This window comes from Neobacillus niacini, assembly GCF_046591715.1.
Taxonomy (GTDB): domain Bacteria; phylum Bacillota; class Bacilli; order Bacillales; family Cytobacillaceae; genus Neobacillus; species Neobacillus niacini_L.
The window spans coordinates 1,505,321-1,517,242 of record NZ_JAWVNQ010000001.1; the positions used below are offsets into that span (position 1 = coordinate 1,505,321).

Here is an 11,922-nt window from a genome sequence, read left to right on the forward strand (position 1 = left end):
GATATGTTACTATACTTATAAAAAGATAGGTGAGGGTGATTCTATGTTAAATTTGGAGAAAAATTTAGAGAAATATGCTGAATTAGCCGTTAAGGTTGGTATAAATTTAAAGGAAAATGAAGGCTTGATTATTACTGGAAATACAGACACTTTACCATTAGCAAGAAAGATTATGAAAGTAGCCTACAGTATAGGAGCAAAGCATGTAGAGTTTCAATTAGTGGATGATGAAATGAGTCTGATCCGATATGAATATGGCAAGGACTTCGTTTTTGAAAGCTTTCCTCAATTTAAGGTAGACTCCCTTGAAGCCATGTATAAGGACAATTATCATCATATTTCTATCATCGCTCCTAACCCTGAGTTATTAAAGGATGTAGATAGTGAAATTGTGGCGAAGAGCCAAAAGTCCGCTTCCTTAGCGATGGAACAAGTTCGACACTATCAAATGACAGGTAAAACGAAATGGAATATCATTGCTTTTCCATCAAAGGAGTGGGCAAAATCAGTATTTCCAGATTTAGATGAAGCTTCAGCTGTAAATATGCTTTGGAAATACATTTTTGAAGCAACGAGAGTCGATCAAGACGACCCCATTACAGCATGGACCATGCATGATAAAACTCTTAAAAAATATAGAGATCTGTTAAATGAAAAACAATTTGATAAATTAGTATTAAAAGGTCCAGGTACAGATTTAGAGGTTTATTTAGCGGAGGATCATTTATGGATGGGAGGCTCCAAAGCCAGTCAAGCCGGAGACTCTTATGTTGCCAATATTCCTACCGAAGAGGTATTTACAACGCCTCATAGATTGAAAGTCAATGGTACGTTAAAAGCCACAAAGCCTCTTAGTTTAAACGGCAAGTTGGTTGAAGATTTTGAGTTTGTATTTAAGGAGGGGAAGGTAGTAGACTTCAAGGCTAAGAAGGGCTATGAGGTGTTAGATAAGCTTTTTGCCAATGACGAGGGTGCAAGGTATTTAGGAGAGATTGCATTAGTTCCACATGACTCCCCTATATCTAACACTGGAATTCTATTTAACAATACATTATTTGATGAAAATGCCTCCGTGCACGTGGCATTTGGTAAGGCCTATAATTATGCCATGAAGAATGGTTCGAATATGACTCCATCTGAGTTAGGTGAAAAAGGGGCAAACTCCAGTTTGATTCATGTAGATTTTATGGTAGGCGGTCCTGAACTAGATATTACAGCCTTTGAAAAAGATGGTACGGAGGTTCAATTATTTAGAAAAGGAAACTGGGTGTTTTAAATCGGGATTTGCGATTTCTTCAGAAACAACATCTATCATGTAGCTCTTTCCAGAGCAAATAAAAGCCAAATTTCTTAAATTCTTCATTGAGAAATTTGGCTTTTTACATTTAACAAGTCAATAAAAAAGACCCTATAGATTATGTCTAGGGTCCATGTTGTTCATTTTATTCACAATCTATTTAGAATAATAGTTTTTCATATCAGATGACACTTTCTCTGCAGACCCATATACTTTCTCAATTGCCTCAACTGTAAGAGGATGAACGATATCCATTTTATGCTCACTTCTTTTATCAATATACTCAAATTTTGATAAGTAGCGCAGCATCTCCTGAAAAGAATCCATTCCATGAGTTTCAATTAAATATGTTGATAATAAGGACCCATCTCGATACATGGAGGCTTCTGGGTCCGAATAATCAATTTTCCCAAGCTCGCCAATCGTTTTAATTGATTTGGAAGCCTCTAAAGCTTTTTTACTATTTTCGAATGCCTTTTGATGATCATATGAAATTTTGCCGTCACTACCCCGCGTAATTGTAACCCCTAAATAACTTGCAAATCCTTCCTGTATATAAATAGTAGCATTATCCTTGGTGATGTCACTAACCATTTTATGCGTTAATTCATGTGCTAAATATTTAAAAATTTGCGAAGAAGTATTCGTAGTAAGTTTAAGTGATTCACCCATTTCGTTCCACCCGCCTAACATCATCCAAGGGACTGTGGCTGAAACCTCTGAGTTTGTTGGATAAATCTTAATTGAAATAGGTTCTGGTTTCCAGTTGAACATTTTTGCATAATAATCTACGATATCTGTTGCATCTGTTAAAGTTTTATTAGCCGGTTCCTCTTCTCCTTTTTTATAATAAACAGTAATTATTCCCGATTCTGAAGTGATTTTTTCAAAAGGGACATCATTTAAGACCCATGAATCTCCTGCCTTAATCATTTGGTAGCTGACAAGGTTACTCATTGTTTCGGCACCAGTAAAGGCCATCGTAACTTTAAAAAACACAGTGCCTTTTGTATCATCTTCTTTCATGAAATTACTTACATCTACAGATAGTTTATACCCTTGTTTCTTCTTAAATATTGCTTCTTCAATCCATCGCTTTTGTTCTTTGTAAAATATAGGATTCTCTTTATTCTGGTAATGCATAAAAGAATCTATATCATTATCTTCTACTGCTTTTTCAATTTGCAGCATTACCCAATCAGGTGACCCTTCTTGAACTTCAGGTATACCTTTGTCTTCCTCTTTTTGATTATTATTAGGTCCTGCATCTGTTTCATATTTATTCGTTTCTGTAAATTTTTCTCCGTCTGCTTGTTTTGTTTCCTTGCTGCATCCTCCTACTAGTAGCCCTAAAATAAATAAACCTAATAACATAAATACATAGTTACGTTTCATTCATTTCCCCCCCAGCGATAATAAAAAACCCCAGCAAGTTAGACGATCTATATAGTTAGAAGGTTACAAATATTACATTTTTTACCACCACGTATTTTTCCTACATATAATTGTGCATGACATTTCTTAATAAGTAGTAGACCTATACTGTGCAATAAACACTTTTAGAGGACTTTGTAAGGAATTTCACTTGAACCAACGGGTGAGGATGCTTGAATAAGAAGGTGTTATGTTGTGGAATGATTTATCATAAGTAGTAAATTTGGAATAGGGAGAAACTATTTTTATGACAACTAGAAACAAAAGTGCTTCCAAACTCTTCTTTGCCGTATCAGTTTTTCTTCTTTTATTCGCAATTTATGATTACATAACGGGTTGTATGGGATGTGTGAAAATCGATTTCCGCTATTTTCTTATCTCTTTATTTATCGCTTTAGTTTTATTAATTACTGATTATAGAAATAAAGAAAATAAAGATTAAATTTTTCAAATATTGGTTGCAAAAGTTAAAGGTAGAAGCAGCTACTTTGGCTGCTTTTCTAATTTGGTATAAGGATATGTTTATTATCTTATAAAAGGAATTGAGTCAAATGAAAATATTGAATAAAGACTACATTTTCGGTTTTCTAGTTATGTACATTGTTATGATATTTACTAAGAATTTAAATATATTAAATAATTGGGGATTGACGCTCGTAGTTCAATTAATACTTGGTTTTATTGTATTAATTTTTGCTTCTGTACCGTATATTTTCATAAAAAATTACTTGAGTAAAAATAAGTAATTGTGTTGTTTCTCTTTGCTATTTTATAATTGGAAAGAGTCGAAAAAGTGGGAAGGATTTATTTATGGTAAACAAAGAGAGGTGATGATTGATTTTAAATTACGCCACTGTTATTTAAAAGACGTAACGAAAAAATGTAATTAAGAGAGCAATCAAGATAAGAATACCTGCCAAATATAGTTTTGCTAGAATAGGGTTATCTGGAAATATCATTCTGCCTATTAGCTTAATTCCTAGATATTTGTCTTCCTCATTATTCCTATTAGCAAATTCTTTATAAAACGCAGAAAGTGCAAAGTAACAGGCTATGGTTATGCCAATCGTAACAATCCATAATAATATCTCGACCAACAACCATCCCCCCTTATTTTTTACTCATCAATCATTGGTAAAAATCTCTCTAAATGTTTGAAATGTATTTAACATTCCTTTACACGGTATATCTGTTGGACTTAGTGCATTAAGATAATGATTTACTGGCTAATATCTAATAACATTAACGTTTTTTTAAAATTTGTTGGATGATAAAAAGGTAGTAATGAATAAAGTAATAACAATAAATATAAATAATAGAAATGCAAAGCTATTGAATGAAGCTGGATACATTTTTGTATTTATTCCTAAACTCAGATTGACAATAGCTTACCAAATGGATATTTACTTAAAGAGCTTTTCTAGGTTTGCCTATTTTTGACTAATATTTAAGTTTGAAATTCCCAAAATGGACAAAGTGTTTTTCTCCTATGTATCTGTCAAATACCTCAATCCCTTCATCTTTTACGTCTACCCGAATCTCTTGAAAGGCATCTGAATAGGCTTCAAAGAAGTATGAATTATAAAGGAAGTAATCATAAAAAATATCAGTGTACCCATTACTTTCAAGGATATTTTTTATTTTATTTACAATCTTACTCTCAACCTCGTCTTCAATGTCATCATCAACATCATCTATTCCTAAATACGAGACATGTGGATTTTTAGATCCTAATTGATAGATCCACACCTCATCAAATCCACTTCCATAAATGTAGGGATAATTTTCTTTTAATTTGCTAAGAACTGATTCTTTTGTTGATGCAAACACAAAACCTAAGACTTGAAAGTTTTCATAAATTGTATCACTTGGTGATTTAGTAATTCCTTCTGGGGTAATGATGATCCAATCATGCATGTCCTTACACCACTTTCAGATTAGTATGGTAAATAACGATTTAACTGTTAATTGATTTCACTAGCCGGATCATCATTAACAAATTTTCAGGAAATCATACTTAAATTAATGTGGGTATTTAAGATTTGGTAGAATTATTATTGAATCAGTCATACAAGAATTACGGAGCGACAGTAATGTTACTTAATTGCAGAAATGATTTTATTCATGGAGGTAAATTAATGGATATTATTCCACCGAATGGAACGTTGTTAAAGGGGAATAGGGATCGAAAAGTAACCATAGCGGCAGGTCGCCGACATACCGTAGGGCTTAAATCGAACGGTACGGCGGTTGCTGTGGGAGATAATAAATATGGCCAATGTGAAGTACGTGGCTGGTACGATATTGTGGCGGTCGCTGCTGGTAATGTTCATATGGCGAAGAACACGGGTAATGCTCATACCATCGGTCTAAAAGCTGACAGGACAGTAGCAGCTGTGGGATGGAATAACCATGGCCAATGCGATGTAAACGACTGGCGCGATATTGTAGAGATTGCGGTGGGCTGGGCTCGTACCATTGGGCTTAGATCGAACGGAACGGTAGCAGCTGTTGGACGAAATAATGATGGTGAATGTAATGTAAGCAACTGGCAGGATATTGTGGCGGTCGCTGCGGGTGATTGGCATACCATCGGGCTTAAATTGGATGGTACGGTGATTGCTGCGGGTAATAATCGGTATCGCCAATGCAATGTAAGCGACTGGTCAAATATTGTTGCAATCGAAGCGGGTTATCTTCATACCATCGGTCTTAACTCGGACGGTACGCTGTGTGCTGTTGGTTTGAATAACCATGGCCAATGTAATGTAAGTGACTGGCGCGGTATTGTGGGGATTGCAGCGGGTAGTAATCATACCGTCGGTCTTAGATGGGACGGTACGGTGGCATCTGTGGGTTGGAATGAGTATGGCCAATGTAATGTAGAGGATTGGCGTGATATTGTGGCGATCGCCGCAGGCTGTGCCCATACTATCGGGCTTAAATCAGACGGAACGGTGGTTGCCGTGGGTGATAATGAATATGGCCAATGTGATGTAAGCAGCTGGAGTGGCATCCAACTACCCGGCAATTAAGGTTGTACCTTCCCTACTGGCAAACTTCATAATATTCAGTGCAAAAAAGACCATCAGAACCGTCCCCATGGTCACGTAAAATTATGGATCAAAAAAAGGAATCTCATTGTAATTTGTCGAATTATTATATAAATATAAATAATTTCACAGGGAGAAGGTGTTAAAAAGCATAATTCAAGACATGATGTTATTTCTACTAAAGTTGGGCTCACTGTATATAATAAATAAGTAAAATACATATTCTATTCATTTCTTAAAGTGAAGAGATAAAGATTATAGGAACTTAACGGCTTGTCAGATGGTATACTTAATACATCCAAAAAGTACAAGCATAACTATATGATGATTTAGGAGAGAAGAATATTGTCAAAAGAATTGTTAAACAAACATACTGCAGGGGTTTTGGGGGTTGTAATTAAGCAGCCTCATTGGAAAAAGGATGAGATTTCTAACAGACTGAATCAAGTATTAGCCGAAATGAGACAAAACGCAGGATCACAGGAAGTTTATCTAGAGTCGCTTTTAAGGAACGTAACCTATCTATTCGAAAACACTAATCGTGCTATTGCATTATTGAAGTTCTGTGTGGAAGAAGAGAAGTTTATGCCCCAAGAGAACTTTCAACAAGCCATGTTAGAGCTGCCTAAACTAGTGAACGAGAGTAATTTTTTTGCTGAAAATATGCCACGTTATAAGGAACTTGTCTACAAGGGTTCAACCATTGAAGAGCAAGTAGCTCATGGTGAATTGGTTTACTGTGACATCAAGCTCGTTAACGATATGGTCGTTGATTTTATCGGAACGTTCCTGCACCCAAATAACCAGGAGCTTATGAACAGCTTTATGGAGTATGCTTCAGATGTTGTTGTGGATACCTTAATGCAGTTTTGCAAAACGTACTCCGGTCTCATGCTAAAAGAAATAAACTCAAATGAAATGATCCAAAATTAAGATTTCAAACTTATCTCTTTTGTGATGACATGATGAAATTGTCACACAAAAGGGATTTTTTTTATTGAGGCTGTGTTAAAGGATACTAGTGATTTTAGAACCTGTTGATTGGAGCGGAAGGCGCTTGACTCCTGCGGGATGTACGAGCACCGTGAGACCCCGCAGATCGGAACGATCGAGGAGGCTCACGGGCGAGCCCGCGGAAAGCATAGCGCCTGGAGTGTAAATCAACAGCCTAGTTAACACAGCCATTTCAATCTTTAACTGAAAATTGTCCTGAATGAATTAAAATTGATGGAATAACCATTTGGCTACAAATAAAAAAACAGGGGAAAATAAACCAATATAAGCTGAATTCAAATGAAGCAAGGGTGAAAATAGATGAGTTTTCAAAAATGGTTGAGGATTGTGTTGCCTGAGGTTCAGTTAATTGATTTTATCCAAAAAGAGGGGTTTCGAGGGAAGAAACAAAGAAGCGTGATGCAATCACAAAGTAGTTTAGGAGGAGGAACTATTCCATCTGGTTCAGCCATTCCGAACACCAATCATTCCAGAATTCCGCAAAGCGGCGGCGCGATGAAGGAAGCTGCCCGTGATGCCAGGCTTGGGATTAAGAATCTTACATTAAATCAATCCAATGAAGAACTTGACAGGCTCTTCGAAGAAATCAAAATTATTCTCAATACCCATGTCCTTGGACAGGCAAGATACATAGACGATTTACTGGTTTGCTATAAGAAAGCGTTCTTGGCGAGAAATAAAGGAAGTGTTCAAAATACCATTTTACTAAGTGGTCCGGCTGGAACGGGGAAAAGCCTTAGCTTGAACATTTTAATCAATGAACTTTATAAGAAAAAGCTTACCCCATATAAAAGTTATTCAACGCTGGACTTAAGCCAATATGGGGAACGAGATATTCATACCAACTTTATCGTGGACTGTTCCGCGTTATTTAGCTATGGAATCGGGACGGTCTGCTTTACAGGGATTGAAAAAGCTCATGTCGATGTTCTTCATTATATCACCAAGCTGTTTAGAGATGGATATTTCCGAACACCTGAAGGAGTTGTGGTCAGTGCTTCGGATTATTTCTTAATTCTTTATATGGACGGTGAAGTAAAGGAAAAGGATGCAGGCCCTCAGATTCCTTTGTCTATTGCTAATCGTGTCCCTCCTGGATTACTGCGGGAAATTGAGTCCTTTGCATATACAGCACCATTAAAAGTGGATACTCTTAGCACCATATTAAATATGCAACTTCAGCAGGCAGCAGCAAAATTACTAACTCAAGCACAGGTGAATGTCCAATTTGATACTAACATTCTAAGTGACCTCGCTCGAAGAATTCTAGCGACAAAAAAATATGGAGAGGCTATTTCCGAGCTGGTAGAAAATCACTTTTTATCCGTCCTTTTAGACGCGAGGGCAAGAGGGAGAATTACTAGCAGTCAAGTAGTCCAGGTGAAAATGGAGGAAGACCGCTTTATTGCCGATACAGGTAAAGAAAGAATTTTACTAAAGACAATATCGATTATTAAAGAAGAAACGTTAGATGATATCCTGGCAGAACTAGATAGTTTAGTTGGTCTGTATTCTGTCAAAACCTTTGTTCACGAACTGCTTCAAACAGTACGATTACAAAAACAACGGGAATCTCTCGGCGGGAAAATAACCCCGATGACTTTGCATATGGTCTATACAGGGAATCCGGGAACCGGGAAAACGACAGTTGCAAGGTTGATTTCAAGAATCTTAAAAGCAATGGGACTGCTGTCACAAGGGCAGCTCGTTGAAGTGGCTAGACAGGACCTTGTTGGAGAATATGTTGGTTCCACTGCACCGAAAACAGAAGCAAAGATTCAAAGTGCACTCGGAGGCGTATTATTTGTGGATGAGGCCTACACCCTTGCGCGGAACAAACATGACAGCTTTGGATTAGAGGCGATTGATACCTTGGTGAAAGGAATGGAGGACCATCGAGATCAATTGGTTGTCATTCTGGCTGGATACACTGATGAAATGGAAACCTTTCTGAAATCAAATCCTGGCCTTCGTTCAAGATTTCCGTTCATCGTTGAATTCCCTGACTATACGCCAATGGAAATGATGGATATCCTTCTCCTCCAAGCAAAGCAGCGTGATTATGTGATTGATCCTGCTGCACATGAAGGATTGATCGAGTTATTTTCCAAAAAACAAATACCGGGTAGAAATGACAGCGGCAATGGCCGGCTTGTTCGTAATCTAATGGAAGAAGCGATACGCAAGCAATCAGTCCGGATCAGCGAGAATCCTGCCAAGGAAAATCAAAAGGCATTAAATGCTCTGATCAGCGCTGATTTTGGAATTGGGCTGAAGGAAGAGTTTGATTTAGAGCATGCACTGAAACATATTATCGGCTTGGATAACGTGAAGCATTTTATTCGGTCCTTAGAGAAGCAAATACTAGCCAATAAACGACGTAAGGAAGCGGGGATTCAAACGAAGAATGACCAAACCCTGAATATTATTTTCTCGGGAAATCCCGGTACCGGTAAAACGACAATTGCCCGTTTGTTTGCGTCGATGCTGAAATCCATGGGTGTTAGTAAGCGAGGACACCTAGTGGAGGTAGACCGCTCCCACCTTGTGGCTGAATATGTTGGACAAACAGCTGTAAAAACAACAGAGGTCGTGGAAAGTGCATTGGGAGGAGTCTTATTCATTGATGAAGCGTATTCTCTTGTAGAGGAAGGGACTGCAGGAGGAGGATTTGGGAAGGAAGCAATTGATACGTTAGTTCGCCTTATCGAAAACCACCGTGAAAACTTAGTCGTTATTCTTGCAGGCTACACCAATGAAATGGAAAAGTTTCTCGAGTCAAACCCTGGGCTGTCTTCACGATTCCCGTTAAATATCACGTTTCCTGATTATAGTGCTGACCAATTAGCCCAAATGACCGATATCATCGCCAAGTCTAAGGGCTTTGTGGTATCGGAGGATGTAACGACGGCTCTAATCAGTTTTTATGAGAAAAAGCAAATCCCAGGTAAGAATGATAGCGGCAATGGTAGGCTTGTTCGCAATACGGTAGAAAAAGCGATTCGCAATCAATCGATTCGAATTGTGGAAATGCCGGATTTAGCGGTAGAAGAGCTAAATCGCTTAACCTTGGAGGATTTCCAACTGGCTCCTGTTGAAAAGAAAGAAACAGCCTTAAAGGAATTAGAGCAAGTAATAGGGTTGGAAAAAATCAAGGAATTCGTCCGGTCATTATCCGCTCAAATTGAGATTGCCAAAAAGCGGGAAGAATTAGGGCTGCCACAGGCTGGCTCCCAATCTCTTCATATGGTGTTTAAAGGCAATCCTGGTACAGGGAAAACCATGATTGCTCGGATCTTAGCCAAACGCCTGAAGGAACTTGGTGTGATCAAACAGGATAAACTCGTGGAAACCGATCGTTCTGGACTCGTTGCCGGTTATGTTGGTCAAACCGCTCTCAAAACAAGACGGGTGCTTGAAAAAGCATTGGGCGGAGTTTTGTTTATTGATGAGGCGTATGCGCTGCTTGGAAATGGCAATGATTTTGGCCAAGAGGCTATTGATACCATCGTGAAGTTTATGGATGATCACCGAGATAATATCATTGTGATACTAGCTGGATATGATGAGGATATGGAAAGGTTTTTAGATTCGAATGCAGGATTACGCTCCCGCTTTCCTACAATCATTGATTTTCCAGATTATTCACCAAACGAACTATTACAGATTAGTCGGATGATTTTTAAAGGTAACGGTTTTGAAGTTTCTCCCGATACCGAAGCAGCTTTACTTAAAATCTTTTATAAAAATAGGCAAGTTGAAAATGCGGGCAATGGCAGAATGGCGCGAAATATGTGTGAGTTAGCGATTCGAAATCATGCTTTACGGGTAAGTCACATTCAAAATCCTGATGTTGAACATTTGGTTACGATTCTCCCGCAGGATATTCCGGAAGTTGGTGAACAAATTGGGTAAACTATTTGCAATGATCGGTGCGGTCGCCTATTACTTATTCTATCCGTTCCTATTACTCATGATTTTACTAGGTCCGATTATGGAATTTCCCGTTCTGATGGAGATTTATAAGCTCGAAACGCCAAGAGCAGGGTTAACACTCTCGGTGATAAGCCTGCTGGGAATCCTTTTGTTTTTATCCTATCGATACCCAAGACTAGGCTGGTTATATCGGAAATTCCCGGTTTTGATTCCTTTATTACAAATGTTTTTTCTTACATTAGCGGGAATTGAATTTGCCATCTTTTTTGCGAACCTATGGGCAGACAAACTTCTTTACAGTAAAGGAGTGGCTATTTTCTTATCCATTGTTAGTGTAGTGATTGTGCGAGTCTATTTATCGTATTGGTACAGCAAATATCCAATCAGTTATAAAGTTCACAAGCTGTAAGGAGATAACCATGAAAAAAGTGAAAAAGCAATCCAATCAACCTGCTGCGGAATATGATCAACAAGGTAATGAGTTTAGTCAGGATGAAACTCAACAAGAAATCGTGCCGCATCAAACCCTGCTTCGAAAATCATTGGGGTGGACAGCGTTAACCATTGTCGGACTTGCCATTCTCAGCGGCTTCTTTACAACCAGCTTTAGTGATGAAGGTACGGCGGAGGAAGTGGTGGCGAATCGAATCAGTAATGCTACAGAAGCAGGTGAAAGTTTATTTGAAGAGGAAACCAATGCCAATATTGAGGCCAGAGATTTTGAGGTGACAAATGCTGGCGGTGATGGCGGAGAAGCCAGGATGTTAATATGGGATTTCAACAAAGTGGATTTAGATGAAGTGGCTGTGTTGGTGGATGGTGTACCCGTCAAAGAGAAATTGATACTGTCCGAAAATGCTGCTGCGATTAGTATACCTGTTCCGAGTACCGTGACTGTCAGGGGGGTAAAAGACTTAGGCGGCGGGATTTCCTACGCAGTTAAATTCCCAAACAATGATACCACCTACTTTAATGTGGTAGCAGCAGGACAAAACAACACTTATACCGTTTTACCTAGACCTTAATAAAAGACTTAGACTGTCGAGAAAGGGCATTTTTTCTCTGAGTCTATCCTACCGATTTTTTCGCTAAATATTGTACATGGCATTTGAGGACAAATCATTTGTTCAGCCAGTAGGATTTGTCCCTCATCCGGTGTCTTGAGGACAAATCGTTTGTCCAACCGGT

General features: G+C 38.3%; 10 protein-coding genes. 7 read left to right on the forward strand and 3 right to left on the reverse strand.

Annotated features, from left to right (window positions below; genetic code table 11):
- The first annotated feature begins 43 nt into the window (after window positions 1–43).
- The gene (locus SFC47_RS07315; RefSeq protein WP_411253577.1) at window positions 44–1,276 is read left to right on the forward strand and encodes an aminopeptidase; all 1,233 of its coding nucleotides are present in this window, start codon (window positions 44–46) and stop codon (window positions 1,274–1,276) included.
- A 177-nt stretch (window positions 1,277–1,453) separates the two neighbouring features.
- Here the strand turns inward: SFC47_RS07315 and SFC47_RS07320 are convergent, their stop codons facing one another.
- Window positions 1,454–2,692, reverse strand: coding sequence for a M1 family aminopeptidase (locus SFC47_RS07320; RefSeq protein WP_411253578.1), 1,239 nt, complete (start codon window positions 2,690–2,692; stop codon window positions 1,454–1,456).
- 286 nt (window positions 2,693–2,978) lie between these two features.
- Here SFC47_RS07320 and SFC47_RS07325 point away from each other — a divergent pair, with 286 nt between their 5' ends.
- Window positions 2,979–3,173 carry a hypothetical protein gene (locus SFC47_RS07325; RefSeq protein WP_411253579.1) on the forward strand — a complete coding sequence of 65 codons (195 nt, stop codon included), beginning with the start codon at window positions 2,979–2,981 and terminating at the stop codon, window positions 3,171–3,173.
- Window positions 3,174–3,591: 418 nt separating this feature from the next.
- Here SFC47_RS07325 and SFC47_RS07330 read toward each other — a convergent pair whose 3' ends face one another.
- Entirely contained in the window at window positions 3,592–3,828 is a 237-nt protein-coding gene (locus SFC47_RS07330) for a hypothetical protein (protein WP_411253580.1), read from the reverse strand.
- A 343-nt stretch (window positions 3,829–4,171) separates the two neighbouring features.
- Window positions 4,172–4,648 (reverse strand): hypothetical protein, encoded by a 477-nt coding sequence (locus SFC47_RS07335; protein ID WP_411253581.1) that lies wholly within the window; start codon window positions 4,646–4,648, stop codon window positions 4,172–4,174.
- A 221-nt stretch (window positions 4,649–4,869) separates the two neighbouring features.
- On the opposite strand from SFC47_RS07335, the gene SFC47_RS07340 reads away from it, so the two are divergent.
- From SFC47_RS07340 to SFC47_RS07360, 5 genes are all read left to right on the forward strand, one after another.
- Window positions 4,870–5,766 carry an RCC1 domain-containing protein gene (locus SFC47_RS07340; protein WP_411253639.1) on the forward strand — a complete coding sequence of 299 codons (897 nt, stop codon included), beginning with the start codon at window positions 4,870–4,872 and terminating at the stop codon, window positions 5,764–5,766.
- A gap of 363 nt (window positions 5,767–6,129) precedes the next feature.
- Window positions 6,130–6,717, forward strand: a complete 588-nt coding sequence (locus tag SFC47_RS07345; protein ID WP_411253582.1) for a nucleotide exchange factor GrpE — start codon at window positions 6,130–6,132, stop codon at window positions 6,715–6,717.
- A 381-nt stretch (window positions 6,718–7,098) separates the two neighbouring features.
- A complete protein-coding gene (locus SFC47_RS07350) occupies window positions 7,099–10,713 on the forward strand; it encodes an AAA family ATPase (RefSeq protein ID WP_411253583.1) in 3,615 nt (1,204 codons plus the stop codon).
- Window positions 10,694–11,143 carry a hypothetical protein gene (locus SFC47_RS07355; RefSeq protein ID WP_411253584.1) on the forward strand — a complete coding sequence of 150 codons (450 nt, stop codon included), beginning with the start codon at window positions 10,694–10,696 and terminating at the stop codon, window positions 11,141–11,143. The genes SFC47_RS07350 and SFC47_RS07355 overlap by 20 nt, the downstream gene beginning before the upstream one ends.
- A gap of 10 nt (window positions 11,144–11,153) precedes the next feature.
- A complete protein-coding gene (locus SFC47_RS07360; protein ID WP_411253585.1) occupies window positions 11,154–11,759 on the forward strand; it encodes a hypothetical protein in 606 nt (201 codons plus the stop codon).
- Window positions 11,760–11,922: the final 163 nt, after the last annotated feature.

Bases quoted from the DNA above. Each gene is read 5' to 3' on its own strand.
- SFC47_RS07315 (WP_411253577.1), top strand. From the start codon at position 44: ATGTTAAATTTGGAGAAAAATTTAGAGAAATATGCTGAATTAGCCGTT.
- SFC47_RS07320 (WP_411253578.1), bottom strand. From the start codon at position 2,692: ATGAAACGTAACTATGTATTTATGTTATTAGGTTTATTTATTTTAGGG.
- SFC47_RS07325 (WP_411253579.1), top strand. From the start codon at position 2,979: ATGACAACTAGAAACAAAAGTGCTTCCAAACTCTTCTTTGCCGTATCA.
- SFC47_RS07335 (WP_411253581.1), bottom strand. From the start codon at position 4,648: ATGCATGATTGGATCATCATTACCCCAGAAGGAATTACTAAATCACCA.
- SFC47_RS07340 (WP_411253639.1), top strand. From the start codon at position 4,870: ATGGATATTATTCCACCGAATGGAACGTTGTTAAAGGGGAATAGGGAT.
- SFC47_RS07350 (WP_411253583.1), top strand. From the start codon at position 7,099: ATGAGTTTTCAAAAATGGTTGAGGATTGTGTTGCCTGAGGTTCAGTTA.
- SFC47_RS07360 (WP_411253585.1), top strand. From the start codon at position 11,154: ATGAAAAAAGTGAAAAAGCAATCCAATCAACCTGCTGCGGAATATGAT.